This window comes from Nostoc sp. UIC 10607, assembly GCF_047228265.1.
GTDB lineage: Bacteria > Cyanobacteriota > Cyanobacteriia > Cyanobacteriales > Nostocaceae > Nostoc > Nostoc foliaceum_A.
Window position 1 is genome coordinate 81,438 of sequence record NZ_JBIQNW010000002.1, and the last position, 24,421, is coordinate 105,858.

Genomic DNA, 24,421 nt, shown 5'->3' on the forward strand with positions numbered 1-24,421 from the left:
CCTAACTTTTATCCGCTTCTACTTGTTGCACAGATTCAATGAGCGATCGCACTTGTTGCGTCCCTTCTGAAGGTTCAAATGATAGGGGAAACTTACCCCGGAGGATCATCCGCAAACCGAGGGGTGCAAGACTGAGTAATCCTTTTAAATCTTTAAAGTAGTTACCGACAACTTGTAAACCAAATTGACGTTCATCAATCCAACCACCTTCTTTAACTAAATCCACCAATACTTTTCGGTGACGAATTGAGCGACTATCGCTGGCTTGTTTGTGGGTGAGAATTTCTTGTTTAATTTTGGTAATTTGTTCTAATGGTGCAACCTCCATTGGACAAACTGAATCGCAGTACAAACAACGGGTGCAACCCCATACGCCTTTAGTACCTTCGTTGTAGCTTTCTAAGCGATTTTGGGTGTCGCTATCGCGGGAGTCTGCTACCATCCGGTAAGCTTTGGCAAGGGCATGAGGACCAACAAAGTTTGGATCAACTTCACGGGCGTTGCATTCAGAGTAACAAGCACCACACATAATACAATTACCAGTTTGATCGAGGCGCGATCGCTCTTGTGGAGTTTGCAAAAACTCTCTTTCTGGTACTTGTCGTGCTGCTGTACTCACATAAGGAGCAACTGCCTCTAAATTATTCCAGAAACTACTCATATCTACAACCAAATCTTTAATCACGGGCATATTGCCGAGAGGGGCGATCGTGATTTCGGGAATGGCATTTACTTTACTTTGGGATGATGGTATTTGTTGTAATCTGGCAAGCTCACTGCTGACATTTTCCTTACAAGCTAAAGCCGAACGTCCATTAATTCGCATAGCACAGCTACCACAAATGGTATTGCGGCAATTTTTGCGAAACGCCAAGGTTCCATCTTGCTCCCACTTAATGTGATTAAGGCAATCCAAGATTGTATTACCTGGTTCTGCCTCTACAAGGTAGGTTTGCACAACGGGGGAGGAATTTTGTTGCTGTCGAATGACCTTAAAAATAACTTCCATGACCACTAACCAAAATTTTAAAATTACTTCACCAGCCTCAACAATCATCAGTCAAGGCAGGTAGTTCTGAAAAGTGAGCTATACTTTTTTGGACTTAATTCAAACCCTGGTGTTAATAGGCTGACGATGAAAGAGCGACTGATTCTAGTTTAAGGATAACCATTAAAACTTTACTTATAGCAGCGCTGTAGCCAAGATTTGTGTCAAATTCTGAGATAAAACGCCAAAAATGTAATTAAAGCTTTGCATTTAATTTAGCTGTTTGGGAATGCAAAGGAAAGGGAGTTTGCTTAGAAAGAGACTTAGGTTCATCTTTGACCTAGCGATCATATCGAAATTAAATGCATGTCAGGTTAGCAACACATCTTGATGTCAACTTGAATTTAGCACTCCTGGCTGGAAAATTCTGTCAAGCGGTAGCGAAGGTTGAATTTTTTGATTATATAGAAGTGTAAAAGCGCATGTTGAATATTATAGTAGTGGCAATCAAGCGCTAGACATATGTTAAGAGATTTATTCTTCCCATAGACAGACGTACAAAATCCTTTGACCGCTTTTAAGCTTACGGTAATAAACCGAGGAAAAATTCTCACCACTTTTAAATAAAAGTCTCGTGCATCAGGAATCCCCGATGCGCGAGACTTTTAGATTTTCGCCTTCTCTCAATCAAGAAAATCTTGGATTTAACTCATTGGTCAAAACTGCTCGTCTAAATTAGATAAATTTTTATAAAAGCCATATGGCAATACTCACACTGGCAATAAAGGGTGAGGAAAATCGTCACTGCTTTTTCCAACCTTTAAGTCCAGGAATTTAAATAAAAATTTACCAGCAATTTTAATTCAAAATTAAACAACTATTTTGCTATTATTAGTCCATGCTAGTATTTAATATAAAATTACGAAGTCACAAAACAGAATCAATAGCCGTATCAGCGCGGCTACTACTGCTTTGTTGATTCGTAATGTAGAGACAAGAAAATTCGTGTCTCTACTGGCAGGACAAAAGGGCATATGCCCGTAGGACTCTATTGAAATACTATGTTGTCCTAAGCTTGAGAGGACGAGTAGAGAAAACTCTACCTGCTTATTGGCTAGAAGGGCAAGCACTGAAAGTGGAAAACCTCCAATTTATTGGGTCTACGACTTATTTGGAGTAGAACCAACCCAATTTGTAAAGGTGGCTGAAAGTTACACCGCTACAGTAGCGCCAAAAGAGAAAATAATTTAATTTCTGATGGCGAATAATGGTTAAAAGTGCCGTGAAATCAGCAAAATTAATTTCTATGGCAACTATAACCTCTAATTGGTTGTAGACAACCATAATAGAAGTGCTTTTGGCTCCTATCGGTAGGAATTCACCCGTTACACTAGAGTCCTAAGTAGCTCTATGCAAATGCTAAAAAGCCAAATGCTGGCATAAGACTACATCATTTATCAGTTTGGAGAGAGTAAGGAAAATTTGAGCATAATGACTGAAACTGCAACAGCACCATTAACCGGAAAAGCACTACTTGCTAAAGTAAAAGAACTTTCCACCTTACCACGCCGAGAAAGAGCTAAACAGTGCGGCTATTACACTGTTACTAAGAATAACCAGGTTCGTGTCAATCTCACCGATTTTTATGACGCTTTGCTATCGGCTAGAGGAATTCCTCTAAGTCCAGAAGCACCTAAAGATGGTCGTGGTCGTGAACCGACATATCGGGTTAGTGTCCATCAAAATGGTCAGATTGTGATTGGTGCCACATATACCAAGGCAATGGGCTTAAAGCCTGGAGATGAGTTTGAAATTAGGTTGGGATACAAGCATATTCACTTGATTCAACTCGGTGAAAGTGATAAAAAACTAACTTCACAAGATATAGACTCCGACGAATCAGACGAAGATTTGGAAGAGGAAGAGTAAATTTGCTGATGGTAGGGATAAGTTTCAGGTGATGATAACTTGTCCTTACCGCGGCAGCAAACTGGCATCTCTATTCAGAAAATTTTGTCTCAGGCAAAAAATACGATTAGACCCCTTGCAAAAGTCACCAAATTTAGTAGAGTCTTGATTAATCAGCAAGAAATCTATAGTGCAAGAAATCTATCGTGTTTTTTTTGTTTGTTTTGATAACTTTCTTTGAGTCTCCTGTCAACGCCTTAGTGGCGTTTATGGAAAATGCACCAGCACTAGTTGTAGTGATGGCGTTTTTTATTTTCTGGATAGTTTGCTGGTTGCCAGTCGCAACAGTATCAGCAATATTGCTCAATTGGCAACCCTCTAAACCTTTGCAGCCAGAGCAAAAGATGCCATTATTGGTGTCACTTTACCTATTAGCTCCCCTGATTCTGTGGGGAGTTAGTTGGTTGACCAATAAATCTTTTTCGGATTACGGCTTTGTTGGGAATCTTTCAACTCTTGGTTCTTTAGCACTAGGTTTTGGCTTGGGAGTGGTGAGCCTAGCTATTGTATTTAGTGGGCAATTTGGGTTAGGTTGGTGTTCTTTTGAAAAGACGAATTTCAAGTTAATACTACCCATCTTGCTACCGATTTTCTTAATAGCGTTATTAGTCGGTGGGATAGAAGAGTTAATTTTTCGCGGTTTCCTGTTCACTGAATTAGCGCAGGATTATCCAGTTTGGGTAGCAGCAGCAATTTCTAGCTTGATTTTTGCTTTGCTACATTTGGTTTGGGAGCAACGCGAAACCGCACCTCAACTTCCTGGATTGTGGCTGATGGGAATGGTGCTGGTGTTAGCACGCTTTGCTGCAAGCAACAATTTGGGTTTAGCTTGGGGGTTACACGCGGGATGGGTATGGGCGATCGCAACGATAGATACAGCAGAACTAATTATTTACACAGGTAAGGTCTCTGACTGGTTCACAGGGAAGAACAAAAAACCCCTAGCTGGTTTGGCGGGAATTATTTGTGTACTGGGAACTGGATTAATTATCTGGTTTTTCTCTAGCTATTTTTAATTTCGCGTTAAGGTGCAATGGATTGGGGCAATGTGTAGCCAGCATGATTGCTGCTCAGATATTCAACCAAAGAGCAGGAATGATATTAAAGTCATATATGGAGTTGTGACAAGTGGAACCGCTTGGAAATTCTGGCGTTGCATAAATACGGGATGAATTAACTAAATACAGGTATTGACAAAACTCTGCCACCGTATTATACTGTGGTTTTTTTCAGAAATCAAATATTATTCCTATATTGAAACACAAGACCGACCAGAAAGTGGTGATGATCGACGCTCGCGGACTCGCTCTAAGCGTTCGCGGTAGCGTCTCGTAGAGAAGCTATGCCGCAGGCTTTACGCTGCGCTATCATCGACCCACAAATTCATCCCACATATCACCGCGAAGCGGGATGAATTGTTGTTTAAGCTAAATGGAGCGTCTAGGGGTGATTTGACAATTTTTCCCTCCTTATCGAATGAAATAGCCCTACCTTAGTATCGGCAGGACGGCCTTAGCTGGGAGTAAAAATATATTGCAGCTTCATCAAGAATCAGTATGATATACCACCATTAAATAAGACTTTTTACACCTAAGTGTATAAAAAACCTGCCAATTTGGCTGCATGAGTTTGGTTGTCTTTGCTAAAGTATTAAAAGTTAAATAGTTGTGGGCTATATTTACCGAGGTTTACTATACTTTTAAGAAAATTTAGCTAAGTCTGCTCATTTTGCTTTGCTAGCGGAACAATAAAAATTGCTGGTGTATTCACTACAACAGCAACAAGCAGAATGATCAGTTTTGGTTTATTTACCTTGTCTATTTTCATATGGACGAGGTATTTTTTATTTGAAGCCATCTCTAATATCATATCCGCTTAAATACTTAAAGTTTTGGGCTAATACGGAGAGATGCTATTAACAAGTGATTAGCCGGATATGATTGAAGAGGAGCGCTATATTGCGTGTCTAAGCTTTGATTCTTGAATCCAAAGATACTTTTTTTGACTCATACTTTTTTTATTTATTGACTTGCATTTATGCCAATTACCCCTATGATTATTAGGGAAATTGACAAAAGTTTGATAAACGTGGCAGATTCACGAAACCAAATAATACCAATTATCGCAATTAGGACAGTTCCTAATCCAGCCCAAACAGAATAAGCTACACTAACTTCAAGTTTTTTGAGAGCAAGGGTTAAAAAAGTAAAACAAAGTCCATAAAATACAACTATTAATATGGAAGGGACTATTTTAGTAAATCCTTGCGATAACTTCATGCAAGTTGTGCCTGAAACTTCAAAGAGGATTGCTGCAATAAGGTAAATCCAACTTGTTGACATATCTGTTATCAGCGGTTTGTGAGGAATCTCTTATTATCTTATCTCTGTGAAATTAAAAAATACAATAGGTCGAACTATTATCATTATTGGCGTGAATCTACTAAACATTTGTAGGATACGCTACTGGTTACAAGCTTTAAGAGCAGTGATGCGAGTGATACTTGTACCGAAATTTTAAATAGAATTGCTATATTTCAAGTCTGTTTTTATCGAACTTACCGAACACCAATAGTTCAGTTTACCGTAAATTTATAGTAAAGAGATTTCTGGATCGGCAATCATCATCAGTCAGGTGATAAAAACCGAATTTACCTCACTTTTATTTTTCAATACTATGAGAACAAAGAAAGGAATCAAATCCTCCAATCCTTGGACAGAAAAAATACTGGTTATAAGAGGTAGAGATATGGCATTAGTACGTATGAACCCCTGGCAAGAATTTAACGCGATACAACGTCAAATCAATCGGTTATTTGATGAAGATACTTTGCCATCTGCATTTTTGGAGAAAGGCTTCTCTAGAATTCCTGCTGCTGAGTTAAAAGAAACTGAAGATGCAATTCTTCTAAAACTAGAACTTCCGGGAATTGAAGCTAAAGACCTGGATTTGCAAGTTACAGAAAATGCTGTATACCTCAGTGGTGAGCGGAAGTCTGAAGCTAAATCTGAAGAGAAAGGTGTAATCAAGAGCGAATTCCACTACGGTAAATTCCAACGTGTAATTCCTTTACCTGCTCGCATTCAAAATACTAACGTCACGGCAGATTATAAAGATGGCATCTTGAACCTGACGCTACCCAAAGCTGAAGAAGAAAAGAATAAAGTTGTCAAAGTTAATCTAGCATCATCTGGCTAATTTCTGCTTTATATCTGCCAGCTATCTATTAAACTAAGTAAAAAGCGCTCTCCTTTTGGAGAACGCTTTTTAGCGTGAATTACTCAGCCTATACAGATTTATTACGAAAGTGCAAAATTTTAAATCTTTTAGAGTGTGTTATCGCCGTGAGTACGGCACCACCTCAGATTTTTGGTGCGCTAGGACAAATATTTTAACGCACCCTACAAAACTTGCTCTTTATTAAATCCACATTTCTTAGTTAAGCATTAAGCGCTTCTTCTTGATGGGTTTCGATGACACAATCAGAAGTGGGCTTGGCAACGCATGTAAGAACCCATCCTTCATCCATTTGATCGTTGTCTAAGAAATTCTGATCTGATTGGTCAATTGTACCTGAAATCAGCTTTCCGGTGCAGGTTGAGCAAGAGCCAGCGTTACAGGAATAGGGCAAGTCTAGATCATATTCCTCGTTAGCGATCTCTAGAATGTACTCATCATCAGGAACGTCAATTATTTGTTCACCGTCTGGGGTCTTTAATGTGACCTTATAAGTTGCCATGTAACAATCCCTAACTCATATAAACTCCATATTCGATACTACGGGTTTATGTGCTGCTAGTCTAGAGTTGATTGTGGTTGACTGTTTTAGATTCGCAAGTGGTTAGTGGGGCTAGTTTACATGTACCAAAAGCTCTAGACCAAAATCACAGAGAAAAAAATGTTGCGATCGCTTCAGCAAATCCCTGAAATGAACTATAATCTCTGGACACGATAGAGACATTCACACCTAACTTTCGCGCATTAGCAGTTGTATAAGGGCCAAAACATGCAACAGTACAACGTTCATAATCGCTTGGCGAGTTGACCATTGTCAAAAAGCTTTCTACTTCCGCCGTGCTACTAAAGGCAATTACATCGATCATTCCTTGACGTATCAGATTTAATTCCATACCGTAGATACTTTTGTCTAAACCCTGTGTAGTATAGGTAGGTACGCGAGTTACTTTTATACCCAATTCCCGCAAATCCGTAATCAAATTGGGTACAATATCAGGCTCAGGCAAACCAACAACTTCTGGAGCAGGTATTAGCACTTTTTGATCGTGAATTTGCGGAAGTTTTGCCAATTCAGCTACAATCCCGGCTGGGCTAGATTCTGTTGGGATTAAATCTACCTTTCCACAAAAAGACAATAAGCTTTCTACATCTTTTCCTAAAGCACATAAGTGGCATTTTTGGATCGCAGATATGGGAATATCTAAATCATTCATCCGGTGAAAAAATGCGGTAATCCCATTTCTACTTGTGAAGAGAATCCAATCAAATTCGCCTATATAGTTTAGAGCAATATCTAACTTAGTGTAGTTTGATAAATAGCAGGTTTCGATAGTAGGCATGAAAATCGGTGAACCACCTTGTTTGATGATTTGTTCAGATAACCTATAAGCATAGTTTCTCGGTGCTGTTACTAAAATTCTTTTGCCATATAGAGGTAATTCTCTAGATGAAGTGAGCAGGTTTATTTCTGTTGATTGGGTGTGCATTTATTTATCTCCCATTTCAATGCTATTTCACCTTAGAGTGAATGGGTGTTGCTAAATTTATAGCGGTTTTTTACCTAGAAATGCGCCTCATTGGGCTGCTACCACGAGTAATACTATTTCACTTTAATAATGATACAAATACGCTGGTAAGGGCATGGCAATGCCATGCCCCTACGAGAAATCTATATGTATCAGGATTTTTGTGAATTGGTATAAGGAAGGCGGCAGTCCCCCCTGAGGCTCTTAGGCAATCTCTCAAAGCTCTGTCTAGACTTATTTTTACGTTTAGTTTACCAAATTAGCATTGCTGTACCCCTACCGGGTATTGTGGTATATCCAAAGGAGAAGCGCTACAAATAGCACAAGCAATGTGGAGATTTTCGCAGAGTAAGCCAGAGAATTAATGATTACTCTGGGTTATGGCGTAAAAAAACAGTACAAGCCCTGTACGCTGGAAATTCTACCCTCTCTAGTGCCAAAGTTAAGCTAGTGCGCGTCTAAATTGCACATTTTTTCGTTAAAACTGTCATTTGTCATTGATTATTCACAAAGGACAACTGATAAATGACTAATGACAAGGGACGAATTTCACGAATAAATAAGCAATTAAAGAGCGTAACAGCCTAGCAATAATTGCAGTTTGCTCCAGAAGCTTAGTATGACAAAGGCATTCCCAAGCATAGCAAGGCGCTTGAAAAGTACAGGAATCAAGTTGTTGAAGATGGGAACCTTCCTAATAACCCGTTTTATTGCAAACTGGAAACGCTACTTCCTGGGCGACACTGTTGATGTCCGCCCCTCCCCCTCTTTCGAGGTTCGTCCCTCCTTAGCGGGTCCAGTCCTTAGCTTAGGTGGGGGTGGCCCCGATGTCGATGATGCAATCCAGTGGATGATTAACCAAGTTAGAGGAAGTACTAACTCAGGCACTAAAGTTAATGTTGTAGTTCTCCGCACGAATGGTAATCACGATTACAATCGGCTAATTTATGCCATGAAGGGCGTAAACTCTGTGGAAACTCTTCTGATTCGCAATAGACAAGAAGCAAACAAAGCTGAGATTTATGAAAAAGTCAGAAACGCTGATGTGATTTTCTTTGCTGGCGGCGACCAATGTCAATACATCCGCAACTGGAAAGATACCAAGCTTGAGGCTGCCGTCAAGTCAGTTTACCTTAAGGGAGGTGGTGTTGGTGGCACTAGTGCGGGTGCGATGATCCAAAGTGATTGTGTCTATGATGCTTGTGCTTCTTCCGAAAAAGGCATTGAAACTAGGGATGCACTCGAAGATCCCTACCGGGACATTACTTTTACTTACAACTTTTTCAATTGGAGTAATTTGAAGGGAACCATCGTAGATACACACTTCGACAGGCGAGAAAGAATGGGTCGAATTATGGCTTTCATTGCTCGTCAAATTAAGGACGGTGTATCTAGTAGTGTTTTGGGCATAGCCGTTAGTGAGAGTACATCGGTTCTTGTGGATAAGAACGGTTTGGTGAAAGTTATGGGTAGGGGTGCGGCGTACTTTGTACTTGGCAATCATATGCCGGAAGTATGTGAACCCCGAACGCCTTTGACCTTTTCTAATTACAAAATTTGGAAAGTTCGCAGTGGCGACACCTTTAACTTGAGAAACAGACCAACCTCTGGGTACTATCTCAGGAGTGTCAAAAGGGGACGGATTGATTCAAATCCCTATTAGAACTTAAATGTTGAGCCTTTGAGGCTCAACATTTAAGTTTTTGCTCCCCCTTACTCCTACCCATTGCCCAATTCCCCCTTACTTTCTACCAGGGAACCACGCCATTTTCATCAAAAAATCCTCCGCTAGAACCATCATCAGGTAGAGTGGCAAGTCTCACTGGTGCGATCGCTCCTTGCTCAACAGTGCGATATCCTTGGTATTGATTAATGTCTGTTGCTGTGAAACCAGGGTCAGCAGCATTGATTTTAATTGGGGTATCTTTAAGTTCAGCAGCCAACAGAACTGTGATGGCATTTACTGCTGTCTTTGATGAGTTATATGCAAGAAGCTTAAAATCAACGAACTCATAATTTGGGTCAGAGTTCTGAGTCAGAGAACCTAAACCACTTGATAAATTAACTATTCGCCCTGCTTTGGATTTCTTCAAGAGTGGCAACATCGCTTTTGTAACTGCAAACACTCCAAATACATTGGTTTCATAAGTGTGTCGCAGTGTTTCAATATCAACTTGACTAGGTGGCAGGCGTAGTTTACCGCCGTAGGCATCGCCATCACTTATTATTCCAGCATTGTTCACAAGGATGTCAAGTTTTCCAAACTCTGTCTCGATTTCTTTAGCCGCAGAATCGATTGTTTTTTGGTCGGTGACATCAAGTTGAATTGTTCGAGCATCTATTTCATTTAAACGAAGTTTATTCGCCGCCTCTTCACCACGTTTTATATCTCTGGCACCAACAAGAACAGTAGCACCTCTAGAACCTAATTGGCGTGCAATCTCATACCCAATACCTTTATTTGCACCTGTGATCAGCGCAACTTTGCCTTTTAAATCTTCTGACATATTACTTCTCTATTTTGATAAACACTGACAACTGTTAGTATCTTCGAGCAATTCTACGGAAGACTTGGGATTTAAGCGCTAAGTCTTGTTAATTGAGATAGTAGCTGGATTTACGCCGTGCTGTACTAATGTATAAGTAGTATGTATCAATACAATATACAGAATTTAGTAATCCTACATAATTACTGATTCGCTGTTGTGTTTCCACCAGTAGTCATTCACACCTCAGATAGCGGTTGAGAAAATATTTGCAATCTAAACTAGCAATTGACTCAAAAATTCTTGGAGAAATTATAGATATGCAAACCAAACAGCTCGGCAATTCGGAGCTTCACATTACGCCAATCGGCTTTGGAGCCTGGGCGATCGGTGGAGGTGGATGGGCTTTTGGTTGGGGAGCGCAGGATGACCAGGAATCGATTGAAGCGATCGCTCACGCTCTTGACCTCGGCGTTAATTGGATTGACACCGCAGCTATCTATGGTCTGGGACATTCTGAGGAGGTTGTTGCTAAGGCGCTCAAAGGTCGATCTAGTCGCCCCTACATTTTCACTAAATGTTCAATGATTTGGGATGAAAAGGGCGAAATCGGTCGCAGCCTGAAGGCTGATTCAGTTCGGCGGGAGGTTGAAGCTAGTTTGCGCCGACTCGATATTGAAACCATTGATCTTTACCAAATCCACTGGCCTAACCCAGAATCAGAAATTGAAGAAGGCTGGACGACTCTCGCCAAACTCAAGGATGAGGGTAAGGTTCGCTATATCGGGGTTTCAAACTTCAATGTTGAACAGTTGAAACGTATCCAGGAAATTGCGCCAGTTACCTCATTGCAACCGCCTTATTCACTGGTGAAGCGCGATGTCGAAAACGAGATTCTGCCTTTTTGTAAGGAAAATAACATAGGTGTGATTGTGTATTCACCGATGCAATCTGGCTTGCTCACAGGAAAGATGACACCTGAGCGGGTTGCCAATTTACCAGATGATGATTGGCGCAAGAATAGCAGTGAATTTCAGGAGCCACGTTTATCTCGTAATTTGAAGTTAGTCGAGGTGTTGCAGCACATTGGTAAGCAACACGATCGCTCCCCCGGTGAGGTAGCGATCGCTTGGACTTTAAACAATCCGGCGGTGACGGCTGCGATCGTTGGCGCACGCAATCCCAAGCAGGTGGAAGGAATCATCGCTGCTGGGGAATTTCGCCTCAATCAGCAGGAACTAGATCAGATTGGGGCTTTCTTGAGTGAGAATCCATAAAAGAGGTCTTACGTAAACTTTCAATTGTAGCGATCGCATGTTTCGCCACAATATCAATCTCCTCTTGGGTATTAAACCGCCCAATCCCAAACCGCACTGAGGCATAAGCTAGCTGTTGGGGGTTTCCCAGTGCTGTCAGAACATGGGAGGGTGCAGTGGTTGCCGATGAGCAAGCAGAACCAGAAGAAACCGCCATTACTGGCTGCAATCCTAGCAAAAGTGCGGCTCCATCCACCCCCTCAACACTGATATTCAAGTTTCCCGCCAATCGCTCTTGAGGGTGTCCGTTGAGATGAATTCCTTCAATTTGGGAAAGCTGTTCCCACAAGCTTTGCCTTAACTGGGTGAGGCGTTGGGTTTCTGTCGCTTGTTCTGCCAAAGCGATTTCTACAGCTTTCCCAAAGCCGACAATTTGCGGTGTATACAATGTCCCAGAACGCATTCCCCGTTCATGTCCTCCACCGTGCTGCTGAGGAGCCAGTTGGACTCTAGGGTTACGCCTGCGGACGTACAGCGCCCCAATGCCCTTTGGCCCATATACTTTGTGTGCTGTTAGCGACATCAAGTCAATTTTCATCGCTTGCACATCTAGGGGAATTTTACCAATAGCTTGGGCTGCATCGGTGTGGAAAATGATGTTGCGATCGTGGCACATTTCTCCAATTTCAGTTAAAGGTTGTAACACGCCAATTTCGTTATTTGCAGCCATTACCGACACCAAAATTGTCTCAGGACGGAAAGCTTTTTTTAAATCAGTTAAATCAATCAATCCATCTTTTTGAACAGGGAGAATAGTAATTTCAAAACCGAGAGTTTTTAAATAATTACAAGGGTCAATAACTGCACTATGTTCAGTTGCAATAGTAATAATATGCTGACCTTTTTTAAAATAAGCTTCGGCAACACCTTTTATAGCTAAATTATTAGCTTCTGTTGCCCCACTTGTAAAAACAATTTCCTCTGGTGTGGCGTTGATTGCTGCTGCTAAAATATCTCGCGTTTGTTTGACAGCAGCTTCTGCTTCCCAACCATAAACATGACCGATACTAGATGGGTTACCAAACTTTTCTGTGAAGTAAGGGATCATTGCTGCTAATACCCGTTCATCTACGGGTGTAGTAGCGTGGCAATCAAGGTATATAGGACGAATAGACATAATTATTAACTCAAAACTTGGCCTAATTTTTTTAATATATTCAAAACTTTATATAATTCATTTTCGCGTCTATATAAAGTGAATCTATCAGATAAAGCATACATTGGTTTATCTTGTTTTATCAACTTCATAAATTGGAAATCTTCTCCATTCATTACCAAGGAATATGCCGGATGATCGGGTTGAGGATTTGCCAACATATAAGTCAGTGCTTGAGGAATCGCCTTTGCCAAGGAAAAACTAGACCTTTTAGATTCAATTATCAGTAACCATAGCTGATCTTGGAGAACTAAGACATCAATTTTACCTTTTATAATTTCTTTAGTATCTTCGGCATCTACTTCATTTTCAATGATAATTTCTTCACTAATTTCTACACTCTCTTCAGTAGAAATATAAAAAGGAGCACGATAAAAACCAGCTAAATCTAGCAACGGAGATAATACTACCAATTTTACTGCTTCTTCTAAAAGAGGAGCATTTTCAAGCACATTGAGATAGTTGTTTTTAACTCGGTCTAAATATTGCTTTTCTACTTCAGAAATTTCAGGTATGTAGTCAAACCACTCTGTAAAAAATTGCTCATCTTCAGATTTATATAGAGCAAATTTTTTCTTTAAGTAGGCAAGAGTGACATTTTGGGCTTGGATGACTTGAATCATGTTCATTTTAAATTGTGAAAAGTCTAATTCCTTGCTTCAATCATCACGCTGGCAGTTTCTAGAGCAATTTCACCTAGCATTGCTGTAACTATACTTGCATTCAGTCGCGTTATGTGGCTGCTAATTCCCGTAATTTAGTTAAAACTGCCTGAGCATGACCTTTGGTTTTCACATTCGGCCAAGTATATGAAATAATTTTATCAGGTGAAATTAGAAAGGTTGAGCGAGCAACACCCATATATTCTTTGCCCATAAACTTCTTTAAGCGCCAAGCGCCGTAGGCTTCTGTTAGAAGATGTTCTGGGTCACTCAAGAGGGTGATTGATAAGTTATGTTTGCTGATAAATTTACAATGGGATTTACCCGAATCTGGACTTACGCCTAAGATTTTCGCTCCCAGTTCGCTGAAGTCTTGATACAACTCGGTGAAATCTTTCGCTTCGGTGGTACAACCAGGTGTGTCATCTTTGGGGTAGAAGTAGAGGACAATCCACTGACTGCTGAGGTCGTTGAGAGTAACTGAATTGCCATTTTGGTCAGGAGTGGAGAAATCTGGCGCTGGTTGTCCGACTTGGGGAATGTTGCTCATGATAGGGGTGTGAGAGATTGCAATCGTTTTAGAATTGTACATATATTGAGCGATGCCTGTGGCGGGCTACGCCTACGCACCCATTCATATTTGCTTACGATGTCTAAAGATATGCAACGCGAATTTACCAACCGCGATGAGTTGGTAGCCTACCTCCGTGAACAATTCCCAGATGCAGCAGAACGCGATGACCACATCAGCCAAACTCTGGGAGGACGCAAAGCGGCACAAAAAGCGCTGCAAAAAATCGACCCAGTACGCTACGCGCAAACACGTAATTTTTTCGCAGGTGCGGTCACGCGACTTTCGCCTTACATCCGCTATGGCGTTTTGAGTTTGCGAGAAATTCGAGATTATGTCCTTGAACGGGTACAGCAGCAAGACGATGCTACTAAACTAATTAACGAGCTAGGCTGGCGCGACTACTGGCAACGGTTATATATCAAGTTAGGGGATGGAATCTGGAAAGACCAGGAAGAGTACAAAACTGGTTACACCGTGGCTGAATATGCACCCGAATTGCTGCAAGATATCAAACAAGGAACCACAGACAGAGTTTGCATCGACAGCTTTAGCCGTGATTTGAGAGAAACTGGCTATCTACATAATCACGCACGAATGTGGCTAGCGGCTTATATTGTCCATTGGCGGCGTATTCGTTGGCAAGCAGGAGCCAAGTGGTTTCTCGAACACCTTTTAGATGGAGATCCTGCTAGCAATAATATGTCGTGGCAGTGGGTTGCCAGCACCTTTAGTCAGAAACCGTATTTTTTCAATCGTGAGAACTTAGAACGCTACACCAAAGGCGTTTATTGCCAAAAATGTCCGCTTTACGGTCATTGTGATTTTGAAGGCAGCTATGAAGAATTAGAACAGCGACTTTTTCCCAAAGGGGAATTTAGCAAACAAGCCAACAGCCAAAGTTGGCAGCGTGGAAAGAAAGGTAAAAAGTGTTGACACTCCCCGCGCTAAAGCGACGGGGATTCTACATTCATCGACTCGCCGTTAGACAACAGGCTTGCGCCAATCGCCCAAGAGGGCAAATCTCCTGTAGCGTAAATTCCCGTATGCCCTACGGTACTCAGTCCTAATCTCAAAATGTTGACGCTAGCGTTTAAATCTCTATCCGCCACATAGCCACAATGAGGGCAAATATGGGTTCTCGTAGACAGAGATTTTTTCACTTTCTCTCCACAATTAGAACAGTTTTGGCTTGTATTACGGGGAGGTACGGCAACAGTTACTTTCCCATATTTATGCCCAAAATATTCCAACCAATTGCGAAAAGTGTACCAGCCAGCATCACTAATTGATTTAGCTAGATGTCGATTTCTCACCATCCCTTTCACATTCAAATCTTCATAGGCTACCAAATCGTTAGATTGGATGACGGAGTATGCTAATTTCTTGCAATACTCTTTTCGTTGCCTACTTACTTTTAAATGCTTACGGGCATATCTATTTCTAGCTTTGTGGTAATTGTTGGATTGTCGAATCTTGGCTTTTTTCTTTATGGTGCTGAACTTTTTGGACTTTTTGCGATTAGCGCGGTTTAAAGCTTTCTCGGATTTGCGGTAAAACTTAGGTGCAGTTTCTACATTACCTTTACTATCGGCAATAAAATACTTCAAACCTAAGTCAATACCAACTACTTGAAGAGTCGGCTGCGTCTCAACTTTAATTTGAACATCAATTGCAAATTGAGCATAGTAACCGTCAGCACGACGTACTAACCGTACACGCTTAATTTGCTTGATGTCGTAGTAATTAAGGTCGTAAGTTCCCTTTAGCTTCAAGGTTCCAATGCCTTTCTTGTCAGAGAAAGTAATCGCTTTACGATTAACCGAAAGTTTATAACCACTTGTCTTGTACTCGACTGAGCGACAATATTTTTTAAACTTTGGGAACCCCTTTTTGCCCTTGATTTTCTTTTTACAGTTATCGTAAAACCGTGATATCGCCGACCATGCACGTTCGGCAGCAGACTGTCTAGCCATTGAATTAAGTTCATCAGCAAAGGGAAATTCAGCAGCAAGTACAGCGCAATATTTATTAAGCTCGTACTTAGTGACATTTTTGTTGTCCATCCAATATCTCAAAGACTTATTCTGGATGAACTGACTAGTACGAATAGCGTCATCTATTGCACGATATTGCCTGTCTTTTCCTTTGACTTTGAACTCGTAAATTATCATCGGTTCGACCAACCAACCACATATTTATGCTACTACACTCGGCATAATCTAACAATCAAGGCAAAACAAAGCTTCACGGAGTCATGAAGGACTCAACCAGCCTTCATCCCTTGCCTGAAGTACGGAATACGGCGCTACGCGCCTGTTCCTCAAGGGTTTTCGGCATTTTCCTTATAAAAATATCAAACTCTGCTTTTGCGATCGCAACGCAACAAGTTGACCATTCTTCACTCCCGCCCATTCCTATTTTTTAGGCTATCTGAATGCAGAAGGTTAATCAACACAGACGATCTGCTTATCTGGGAGTACGCTAAAATACACGATTTAATTGCTTCTAAAGACTCTGATTGTTAGCGTAGGCTGAAAATACGGCATAACAATGCGATCGCACGCACTGAGAGCATTATTATTCTAAATATCATGCCGAATTAGGCAGTTACGCCGTTGGAGAATAAATATAGGTACTTTATTCTTCTCAACAACTTCTTGGGGTCACATGGCAGAGGACGCAGTTAGAGTTTTTATTTCCTACTCCCACAAAGACGAACACTTGCGAGATAGTCTTGCAACTCATTTGAGTAACCTGCAATGGCAAGGTATTATCTCTAGCTGGTACGATCGCCAACTTACTGCCGGAACGGAGTGGGATGACAAGATTAAGACTGAGCTTGAGTCTGCTGATATTATCTTATTACTGATTAGCCCAGACTTTATAGCCTCCAAATACTGCCGTGACGTTGAAATTCCAATGGCGTTACAGCGGCATGAGTCAAAACAGGCGTATGTCGTTCCAGTGATTCTACGACCTTTTGACTGGTTTGACGCACCTTTTGCCAAGCTACAAGCCTTTCCTAAAGATGCCAAAGCTGTAACAAGCTGGGAAAACCGGGATGAAGCCTTTGTGACTGTGACACAAGGCATCCGAACAGCAGCCAAGCAAATGCTGGACTACCGTAAGCAGCAAGCAGAGCAGAAAAAGGTAATTGAAACACAGTATCTGCAAAAGGTTGAAGAGGCTCTTTCTGACGGCGTGATCTCTATTGTGGAACGAGACACGTTAGACGAACTTCGAGAATCGCTGGGTTTAACGCCAGAAGAGGCAAAGGAAATCGAAACTCGTGCGTATGAGCCTTACAGCAGAGTTCTGGAAAACCTGAATAAATATAAGCAAACACTCAACAAGTTAATTGAGAAGGGTTATTATCCTTTCAGCGAAGAGATTGAGAAGGATCTGGAAAATCGTCAGAGAGATTTGGGGCTAAAGCCTGAAGATGTCGCTCGAATTTCAAAGCCAATTCTTGACCAAGCTGAGTTAGATTATCAAGCTAAAAGAAACCAGCTTGAAGTCGATCAACTACAGTCGCTAGAGCAGCGTCGGCAGCAAGATGAGTACGAAGCTAAATTACAGCGTTATAGACAGGAATTTTCCAGAGCCGTTGAAGTAGAATATCCACTCAGTCAGCCTGTTGTAGAGGGGTTGAAAAACTTTCAGCAGCAATTGGGACTTAAGAATGAAGATTGTGCCCAAATTGAGCGATCGATTCGTGAACCAGCAGAGGCAAGGTATCAGCAAAAACTCAAGCAGCAAGAAGAAGAGGAGCGGCAACGACAAATAGAACTTGAACAGCAACGTCAGCAAGCAGAAGCAAAGCGTAAAGCTCAAGGACAAGCAGGAACTAGTCAAGCCTCCAGCCCTCAAAACAGCGCAGGTAATAAATTGCAGCGTTTTGAATTTGATGTCATTACTGTTGACAAACAAGGAGAAGAAAAAAGCCGCACTAGGAAGGCAGCAGAGTTTTTCTCTGAGGATTTGGGTAGTGGGGTGTTGCTAGAGATGGTTAAGATTCCATCAGGAATCTTCCAGATGGGTTCACCAGAAGGGAAGGCAACCTATCACGAAAAGCCTCAACATGCTGTTACGGTGCCAGCTTTTTTGATGGGAAAATATCCTGTTACTCAAGCACAATGGCGGTCGGTTGCGGCTCTGCCCCAAGTAAATATCGCACTCAATACTGAACCTTCAAATTTCAAGGGTGATAACCGTCCGGTGGAACAAGTCTCTTGGGATGAGGCTGTGGAATTTTGTCAGCGCTTGTCTGTTTTGACAGGGCATTCATACCGCTTGCCTAGCGAAGCCGAATGGGAATATGCCTGCCGAGCCGGAACAATGACTGAATTCTATTTTGGGGAGACTCTCACACCAAAACTAGCTCGGTGTAAAGCTAATCTTGGCATGGCTTTACTCACTATGTTTGGTGGAGAAACGACTTTCGTGGGTAACTACTTGCCCAATAGTTTCGGTTTGTACGATATGCACGGCAATGTTTACGAGTGGTGTGCTGATTACTTGCACGAAAACTATGTAAGTGCGCCCACTGATGGCACAGCTTGGATAGTGAATGGAAATAGTGAAAAACGGATATGTCGGGGCGGTTCCTGGGACTCTTTTCCGGGGGTCTGTCGCGCTGCCTACCGCTACCATAACTCTCCGGCCTCCCGCAACGACGGCAATATCGGTTTTCGGGTTGTGTGTTCGGTTTTTCCAGGACTCTTTTAGCCCTTTACTCTCTTGCTCTTTTGCCCTCTACTCTTTTTTCTTTACCCTTCTTCCCTGCGAAGCGCGTTCAAAAATTTTTTTCAAATTTCTTCCATTCGCCATCAATAAATATTGCGCGATTCCTCCCAAGGGGAACTAACTCCTACAATAGTTTATTGGGACAGGCATCGGTAAACGGGGCGGTTCCTGGAACAATAATCCGGCGAACTGTCGCGCTGCCAACCGCAACTATAACTCTCCCGCCTACCGCAACAACAATATCGGTTTTCGGGTGGTGTGTTCGGTTTTTCCAGCACTCTTCTACAGTCAGAACTGGACAATGGGAATTGTTCGGGCGTACCCAGAAGAGTCCAGACCTGTTCCGGCGACAGAGATAACTTTGTCCAAAAATAAAACCAGGTCGGATAGCTTGGTAGGCGCAGGTCGAACAGTTATCCGACCTATCTCATTAAAGATAAGGTCTAAATTGGAGTCTTAAAATAAAAAAATTAGAGGCGTGAACACGAGGCTATTTCTATGACAGTTCACCAACCCCGCTACAGCAAAGAAGAATTCGCTCGACGTGGCGATGAGATTTATGAATCTCAGGTGCGCTCACAGGTTGAAGCAGATAATCATGGTAAGATTGTAGCGATCGATATCGAAACGGGAGCTTTTGAAGTCGATGCGAGTGAAATTGCTGCCTGCGATCGCCTCGAAGCCCGTTACCCAGAGGCTCAAATCTGGATTGTCCGCATTGGTTCTCGCCATGTTCGTCGATTCGGCGGACGCACGAAAAAAGCCGTATGATCGCCGGAATCGTCAACGCGGATTTGGAACCTCAGATATGATTTAGACATGGAGTTTGAGTGGGATGAGTCAAAAGCAACAGCTAATCTAACAAAGCATAGTGTCAGCTTTGAAGAAGCTAAGACCGTCTTTGATAATGCACTGGCAGTTATTTTTGATGATGAAGTTCACTCAGTGCTTGAGAAGCGAGAAATTATTATTGGGCACTCCCAAAACAATCGCTTGTTATTAATTTCTTTCACCGAACGTTCTAATGCCATTCGCATTATCAGTGCCCGTTTAGCCACTCGAAGGGAGCGTGAAGATTATGAACAAAACGCCTTTTGAGGAGTCACACAATTCTGATGACGAGCTTCTAGCTGAGTACCACTTTGATTATAAAAAGGCGAAGCCCAACCGCTTTGCTGCTCAAAGTAGAAGAAAGCAACTGCTAAAAGTTGTGGTTCTAGATGAAGATGTAGCTCAAGTTTTTAAAACACCAGAATCGGTCAATAAGGTGCTAAGGGCACTAATTGAGTCAATGCCACAAGTCACAGACGGCGACACAGCCTAACATTATTTTGACTTTTAAATTTACAAAATGTCCCGTTCTGGATACACACTCCCCGTCTTTGCCTGTGCTGCTGCTGTTGCAGCTTTACACTGGTTACGCGATCGCAAAACCCTAACTTTAGCATCTGTCGATTTGATTGAACCCGCTCAAATCGCAGAAATCCCAATTGAACAGGTAGCGGGATTATCTGAAAATATGGCTTTAGCAATCACCCGCAGCGATCCTGGTGATAATCTCGATTTGACTAAAAATACACCGATTTGGGCGTTAGTGGAGTGGAGAGAAGAGGGGGAAGCAATAATTATTAAAGGCGGGGAAGGAATTGGCAGACAGATGAATGCTGATGACAAGCCGGCTATTTATGCCTATGCTCAAAGGCTTTTAAAAGAAAACTTGCAACGAATGCTAGCGCCGGGGGAAAAAATCACGGTGACGATTATTCTACCTGAAGGGCGATCGCTAGCTGTTAGAACTTCAAATTCTGCTTTTGGTGTGGTTGAAGGACTTTCCCTTTTAGGCACAACCGGCATTTCTCAACCCTTAAGTACACCAGATCAGCTTGCAGTTTTTCGGGCGGAATTACAAGATAAAGCCAGTCGTTTTGAAAGTTTAGTATTCTGTATCGGGGAAAATGGCCTAGATTTGGCGCGGAAACTAGGGATTAATCCTAAACAATTGGTTAAAACTGCTAACTGGCTTGGCCCAATGTTAGTAGAAGCTGATGTGCTGGGCGTGAAAGAAATCTTATTATTTGGCTATCACGGTAAGCTGATGAAACTAGCCGGAGGGATTTTTCACACCCATCACTACTTGGCTGATGGACGCCGAGAAATTTTGTCAGCGCATTGTGCGATCGCAGGTTTAAAATTACCAGATATCCAAGCTGTGTTTAATAGTGCTACCGCTGAAGCAGCACTAACCCACTTAAAATCGCTAGATGCTTCAACTGGTAGTGATTGGGTAAATCAAGTTTACAGTGCGATCGCAGAAACTATCGATGTTCGTTCCCAAGAATACATCCAAAGCCATAGCGAAAGGGGCACAAAGGTTACAGTCTGTGGCTCAATTCTCTTCGATCGCGATCGCAAAATTATCGTGAAGAGTAAAACTGCTGGTCTGTTGATGGGAAAATTATGTTAATTTATTATGAATAATCGTAAACAATCCAAATAAATAATCTTTTAAGTAACCACTCTAGGGTAAGTTTATCGTTTTAATACCATCTCCAGCTCAGGGACTAGACAAACGCACATAACCTCGCGTTTGTCTAGGGCTTTTATAACATTATCAGCCTACCCAGGCTGAATAATAGCATCACCATAGACCACAAAGCATCTATCTATCCTTAACAGACATAACACACCCGTCATGAATACAGCGGTGACTCTACCAACAGAACAAGCGCCCCAAACATTGGAAAATTTTGGGCGGCTTGATCGCCAATTGATTGTAATTCTGGACTTCGGCTCTCAATATTCTGAGTTGATTGCCCGTCGCATCCGCGAGACTCAAGTATACTCTGAAGTTTTGTCGTATCGCACTACTTCTGAACATTTGCGCCAACTCAATCCTAAGGGAATCATTCTCTCCGGTGGGCCGAGTTCGGTTTATGGTGATAACGCTCCCCATTGTGACCCAGAAATCTGGAATTTGGGAATACCCGTCTTGGGTGTTTGCTATGGGATGCAGCTGATGGTGAACCAACTCGGTGGGGAAGTAGCAAAGGCTGACCGAGGTGAGTATGGCAAAGCATCATTATATATTGATGATCCCACAGATTTGCTCACTAACGTCGAAGATGGTACTACGATGTGGATGAGTCACGGAGACTCAGTTATCCAAATGCCATCAGGGTTTGAATTGCTGGCACATACAGAAAATACTCCCTGTGCTGCCATTGCCGACCACGAAAAGAAACTTTACGGCGTTCAGTTCCATCCAGAGGTGGTGCATTCTATTGGTGGAATAGCATTAATCCGTAATTTTGTTTACCACATTTGCGATTGCGAACCTACTTGGACAACAGCGGCTTTTGTCGAAGAGGCAATTCGGGAAATTCGTGCCAGAGTTGGTGAGAAGCGGGTGCTGTTAGCGCTATCTGGTGGGGTGGATTCTTCTACCCTGGCCTTCTTGCTGTATAAAGCCATTGGTGAGCAACTGACTTGCGTGTTTATCGATCAAGGCTTTATGCGAAAGTATGAGCCAGAGAGATTAGTAAAGCTTTTCCAAGAGCAGTTTCATATTCCTGTAGAGTATGTGAATGCTCGCGATCGCTTTTTAGCTAAAGTTGCTGATATCACAGATCCTGAAGAAAAACGCCGTCGCATCGGACACGAATTTATTGCTGTATTTGAAGAAACATCCAAACGCCTCGGTCACTTTGATTATCTAGCTCAAGGAACTCTTTATCCAGATGTCATCGAATCTGCTGATACCAACGTTGATCCCCAAACTGGTGAGCGGGTAGCGGTGAAAATTAAGAGTCATCATAATGTTGGCGGTTTGCCCAAAGACCTCAGATTTAAATTGGTAGAACCACTGCGGAAACTATTTAAAGATGAAGTCCGCAAAGTTGGTCGTTCCATTGGTTTACCAGAAGAAATTGTCCAACGGCAACCTTTTCCTGGGCCTGGTTTGGCAATTCGCATTCTGGGGGAAGTCACATCTGAGCGGTTAAACATTTTGCGCGATGCCGATTTGATTGTGCGACAAGAAATTAACCAACGCGGCATGTATCATGATTTCTGGCAAGCATTTGCTGTATTGCTGCCAATTCGTAGTGTTGGCGTTATGGGTGATCAACGTACCTACGCTTACCCCATTGTTTTGCGGATTGTGACCAGTGAAGATGGCATGACTGCTGATTGGGCGAGAGTGCCTTACGATGTCCTGGAAGTGATTTCCACTCGGATTGTGAATGAGGTTAAAGGGGTGAATCGGGTGGTTTATGACATTACCTCTAAGCCGCCTGGAACCATTGAATGGGAGTAATCAAGTTTTGAGTTGACTTAATTCAAAGCTCATCACTCTTTCCAATAATTTAGATTATTTGTAGTAGTTTAAATTCACATATTTCAAAAGGGCAATGCCGACCTGACTCATTTTGAGCTTTGGCATTGTCTATTTTTTTGACTCTCGGTTTAGTAAGTTGTTACACATTTAACTTACAGTACACCCGTAGGGGCACGGCACTGCCTATTGGTGTCAACTTAACGTAAAAGCCAGTCTCTAACAAGCTTTTAGAGATTGACTCTTGTCTCGTTCCCAGTCTCCGACTGGGAATGCCGTCCTGGCGGCTCTGCCGCCTCCCTTGCTGGAAACGAGATTTGAAAAGGTTTTTTGCTTAAGTTGACACCTATGGGCACTGCCGTGCCCCTACACCTGGCGATATAATGTTGTACCGCATCTGAGTGAGAACCGCTATATAGCTGGCTTTGACACTTAGCTTATGTACTTCAACTTTCTTGAAATCTACTGGAAATAGTTAGGGCGGGTTAGACTTCGGACTGACACTTCGGCAAGCTCAATGCAAAGATGCTCAGTCGAACACTGCTCACCTTTACAAGAGTTTGATTTAATTTGATTATGTAATTTAGATGTTTTTTAGCTGAGAAGCAAAATCTCATATTTGCAAAATTTTCAGTAAATTTAATACTTTCAATTTTGAACAAAATGGAAAGTAAAAATCCATCAAACTGCAATTTATTTAATAATAAAGCAGGCAGCAACTAGCAAAATAATTTTGCAATTCTAATTGTTTGTTAAAGTGAATTTTCTAAATGTAAAGTAATTTAAATATAACATAATTTTATCCAGTCAATAATTATAAATGCCAGCTAACAGTTAACAATTAATTGGATGGTGGGTGGAAAAATTGAATTATTGTCTAGAAAAGTAGACGCGATCGCAGTAAAATTACCAATGGTGTGGTCATTGATAAAAAACCAGCAGCTCATTAGAAATAACTTTGATTTGATAAACATTAATGGAGATATTATGGAACCTCCTCTCCCCCTTGCTGGCTTAAATATCCTCGTAGTTGATGATGATGACGATAGCCGCTTTTACATTACTACCGTCTTGGAAGCTGATGGAGCCACCGTCATGGCAGTTGCATCGGCAGCGGTAGCATTGAAAGTACTACCTGAGTTGCAACCAGATGTCTTGATTTGTGATATTGCTATGCCTGGTGAAGATGGCTACACCCTCATCCGCAAGATCAGGGCGCTGAAGCCTGATATTTGGGAAAAACTTCCTGCGATCGCCTTAACTGCCTATGGTGATAGCGAGTATCGTAGCCGTGCTTTGGAAGCAGGTTTTCAGACTCATGTGGCTAAACCAGTTGATCCAGGAGAACTAGTTGCAATTGTGGCAAATTTGATTGCTTCTTATAAGAGTTAACACAAAGATGCAGTTATTTGTCGGTCATTAAAATGCG

Annotated in this window: 22 protein-coding genes; 13 read left to right on the forward strand and 9 right to left on the reverse strand. The window is 41.9% G+C overall.

The window, feature by feature from the left end:
• Position 1 precedes the first annotated feature (1 nt).
• On the reverse strand, positions 2–1,009 hold the full coding sequence (locus ACEYW6_RS02480) for a succinate dehydrogenase/fumarate reductase iron-sulfur subunit (protein ID WP_412978651.1): 1,008 nt from the start codon (positions 1,007–1,009) through the stop codon (positions 2–4).
• A gap of 1,470 nt (positions 1,010–2,479) precedes the next feature.
• Here ACEYW6_RS02480 and ACEYW6_RS02485 point away from each other — a divergent pair.
• Together ACEYW6_RS02485 and ACEYW6_RS02490 are read left to right on the forward strand one after the other, a co-directional pair.
• A complete protein-coding gene (locus tag ACEYW6_RS02485) occupies positions 2,480–2,917 on the forward strand; it encodes an AbrB family transcriptional regulator (protein ID WP_190891689.1) in 438 nt (145 codons plus the stop codon).
• A 185-nt stretch (positions 2,918–3,102) separates the two neighbouring features.
• Entirely contained in the window at positions 3,103–3,972 is an 870-nt protein-coding gene (locus ACEYW6_RS02490) for a CPBP family intramembrane glutamic endopeptidase (RefSeq protein WP_412978487.1), read from the forward strand.
• Positions 3,973–4,977: 1,005 nt separating this feature from the next.
• Here the strand turns inward: ACEYW6_RS02490 and ACEYW6_RS02495 are convergent.
• Complete coding sequence (locus ACEYW6_RS02495) at positions 4,978–5,298, reverse strand: DMT family transporter (protein ID WP_190891685.1); 321 nt, start codon at positions 5,296–5,298, stop codon at positions 4,978–4,980.
• A 406-nt stretch (positions 5,299–5,704) separates the two neighbouring features.
• On the opposite strand from ACEYW6_RS02495, the gene ACEYW6_RS02500 reads away from it, so the two are divergent.
• Positions 5,705–6,154 carry an Hsp20/alpha crystallin family protein gene (locus ACEYW6_RS02500; RefSeq protein WP_412978488.1) on the forward strand — a complete coding sequence of 150 codons (450 nt, stop codon included), beginning with the start codon at positions 5,705–5,707 and terminating at the stop codon, positions 6,152–6,154.
• A 241-nt stretch (positions 6,155–6,395) separates the two neighbouring features.
• On the opposite strand, the gene ACEYW6_RS02505 is transcribed toward ACEYW6_RS02500, so the two are convergent.
• Both ACEYW6_RS02505 and ACEYW6_RS02510 read right to left on the reverse strand, forming a co-directional pair.
• A complete protein-coding gene (locus ACEYW6_RS02505) occupies positions 6,396–6,695 on the reverse strand; it encodes a ferredoxin (protein WP_412978489.1) in 300 nt (99 codons plus the stop codon).
• Between the two features lie 145 nt (positions 6,696–6,840).
• Positions 6,841–7,680, reverse strand: coding sequence for a uroporphyrinogen-III synthase (locus ACEYW6_RS02510; RefSeq protein ID WP_412978490.1), 840 nt, complete (start codon positions 7,678–7,680; stop codon positions 6,841–6,843).
• Between the two features lie 658 nt (positions 7,681–8,338).
• Between ACEYW6_RS02510 and ACEYW6_RS02515 the strand changes: the two genes are divergently transcribed.
• Positions 8,339–9,382, forward strand: a complete 1,044-nt coding sequence (locus ACEYW6_RS02515; RefSeq protein ID WP_190891677.1) for a cyanophycinase — start codon at positions 8,339–8,341, stop codon at positions 9,380–9,382.
• A gap of 85 nt (positions 9,383–9,467) precedes the next feature.
• Here ACEYW6_RS02515 and ACEYW6_RS02520 read toward each other — a convergent pair whose 3' ends face one another.
• Positions 9,468–10,226, reverse strand: a complete 759-nt coding sequence (locus tag ACEYW6_RS02520) for an SDR family oxidoreductase (protein ID WP_412978491.1) — start codon at positions 10,224–10,226, stop codon at positions 9,468–9,470.
• A 299-nt stretch (positions 10,227–10,525) separates the two neighbouring features.
• On the opposite strand from ACEYW6_RS02520, the gene ACEYW6_RS02525 reads away from it, so the two are divergent.
• Positions 10,526–11,482: an aldo/keto reductase gene (locus ACEYW6_RS02525; protein WP_412978492.1), complete on the forward strand. Its 957-nt coding sequence runs from the start codon at positions 10,526–10,528 to the stop codon at positions 11,480–11,482.
• Here the strand turns inward: ACEYW6_RS02525 and ACEYW6_RS02530 are convergent.
• The 3 genes from ACEYW6_RS02530 to bcp form a co-directional block, all read right to left on the reverse strand.
• Positions 11,430–12,638: a cysteine desulfurase family protein gene (locus ACEYW6_RS02530; protein WP_412978493.1), complete on the reverse strand. Its 1,209-nt coding sequence runs from the start codon at positions 12,636–12,638 to the stop codon at positions 11,430–11,432. The genes ACEYW6_RS02525 and ACEYW6_RS02530 overlap by 53 nt on opposite strands.
• Before the next feature lie 5 nt (positions 12,639–12,643).
• Positions 12,644–13,300 (reverse strand): type I restriction endonuclease, encoded by a 657-nt coding sequence (locus ACEYW6_RS02535; protein ID WP_412978494.1) that lies wholly within the window; start codon positions 13,298–13,300, stop codon positions 12,644–12,646.
• 109 nt (positions 13,301–13,409) lie between these two features.
• A complete protein-coding gene (bcp, locus tag ACEYW6_RS02540; protein WP_412978495.1) occupies positions 13,410–13,889 on the reverse strand; it encodes a thioredoxin-dependent thiol peroxidase in 480 nt (159 codons plus the stop codon).
• A 99-nt stretch (positions 13,890–13,988) separates the two neighbouring features.
• Here bcp and ACEYW6_RS02545 point away from each other — a divergent pair, with 99 nt between their 5' ends.
• Complete coding sequence (locus ACEYW6_RS02545; RefSeq protein ID WP_412978652.1) at positions 13,989–14,846, forward strand: FAD-binding domain-containing protein; 858 nt, start codon at positions 13,989–13,991, stop codon at positions 14,844–14,846.
• Between the two features lie 11 nt (positions 14,847–14,857).
• Here ACEYW6_RS02545 and ACEYW6_RS02550 read toward each other — a convergent pair whose 3' ends face one another.
• Entirely contained in the window at positions 14,858–16,084 is a 1,227-nt protein-coding gene (locus ACEYW6_RS02550) for an RNA-guided endonuclease InsQ/TnpB family protein (protein WP_412978496.1), read from the reverse strand.
• 496 nt (positions 16,085–16,580) lie between these two features.
• Between ACEYW6_RS02550 and ACEYW6_RS02555 the strand changes: the two genes are divergently transcribed.
• The 7 genes from ACEYW6_RS02555 to ACEYW6_RS02585 all read left to right on the forward strand — a co-directional run bounded on the left by ACEYW6_RS02555 (position 16,581) and on the right by ACEYW6_RS02585 (position 24,384).
• Entirely contained in the window at positions 16,581–18,641 is a 2,061-nt protein-coding gene (locus tag ACEYW6_RS02555; protein WP_412978497.1) for an SUMF1/EgtB/PvdO family nonheme iron enzyme, read from the forward strand.
• Positions 18,642–19,157: 516 nt separating this feature from the next.
• On the forward strand, positions 19,158–19,430 hold the full coding sequence (locus ACEYW6_RS02560) for a hypothetical protein (protein ID WP_334808409.1): 273 nt from the start codon (positions 19,158–19,160) through the stop codon (positions 19,428–19,430).
• Positions 19,431–19,478: 48 nt separating this feature from the next.
• On the forward strand, positions 19,479–19,757 hold the full coding sequence (locus ACEYW6_RS02565; RefSeq protein ID WP_412978498.1) for a BrnT family toxin: 279 nt from the start codon (positions 19,479–19,481) through the stop codon (positions 19,755–19,757).
• The gene (locus tag ACEYW6_RS02570) at positions 19,738–19,983 is read left to right on the forward strand and encodes a hypothetical protein (RefSeq protein ID WP_190891662.1); all 246 of its coding nucleotides are present in this window, start codon (positions 19,738–19,740) and stop codon (positions 19,981–19,983) included. Before ACEYW6_RS02565 ends, ACEYW6_RS02570 begins: the two co-directional genes overlap by 20 nt.
• Positions 19,984–20,010: 27 nt before the next feature.
• Complete coding sequence (gene cbiD, locus ACEYW6_RS02575) at positions 20,011–21,123, forward strand: cobalt-precorrin-5B (C(1))-methyltransferase CbiD (protein ID WP_412978499.1); 1,113 nt, start codon at positions 20,011–20,013, stop codon at positions 21,121–21,123.
• Positions 21,124–21,351: 228 nt separating this feature from the next.
• Positions 21,352–22,974, forward strand: coding sequence for a glutamine-hydrolyzing GMP synthase (guaA, locus tag ACEYW6_RS02580; RefSeq protein ID WP_230966355.1), 1,623 nt, complete (start codon positions 21,352–21,354; stop codon positions 22,972–22,974).
• 1,005 nt (positions 22,975–23,979) lie between these two features.
• The gene (locus tag ACEYW6_RS02585) at positions 23,980–24,384 is read left to right on the forward strand and encodes a response regulator (RefSeq protein ID WP_196511646.1); all 405 of its coding nucleotides are present in this window, start codon (positions 23,980–23,982) and stop codon (positions 24,382–24,384) included.
• The last annotated feature ends 37 nt before the right edge of the window (positions 24,385–24,421 follow it).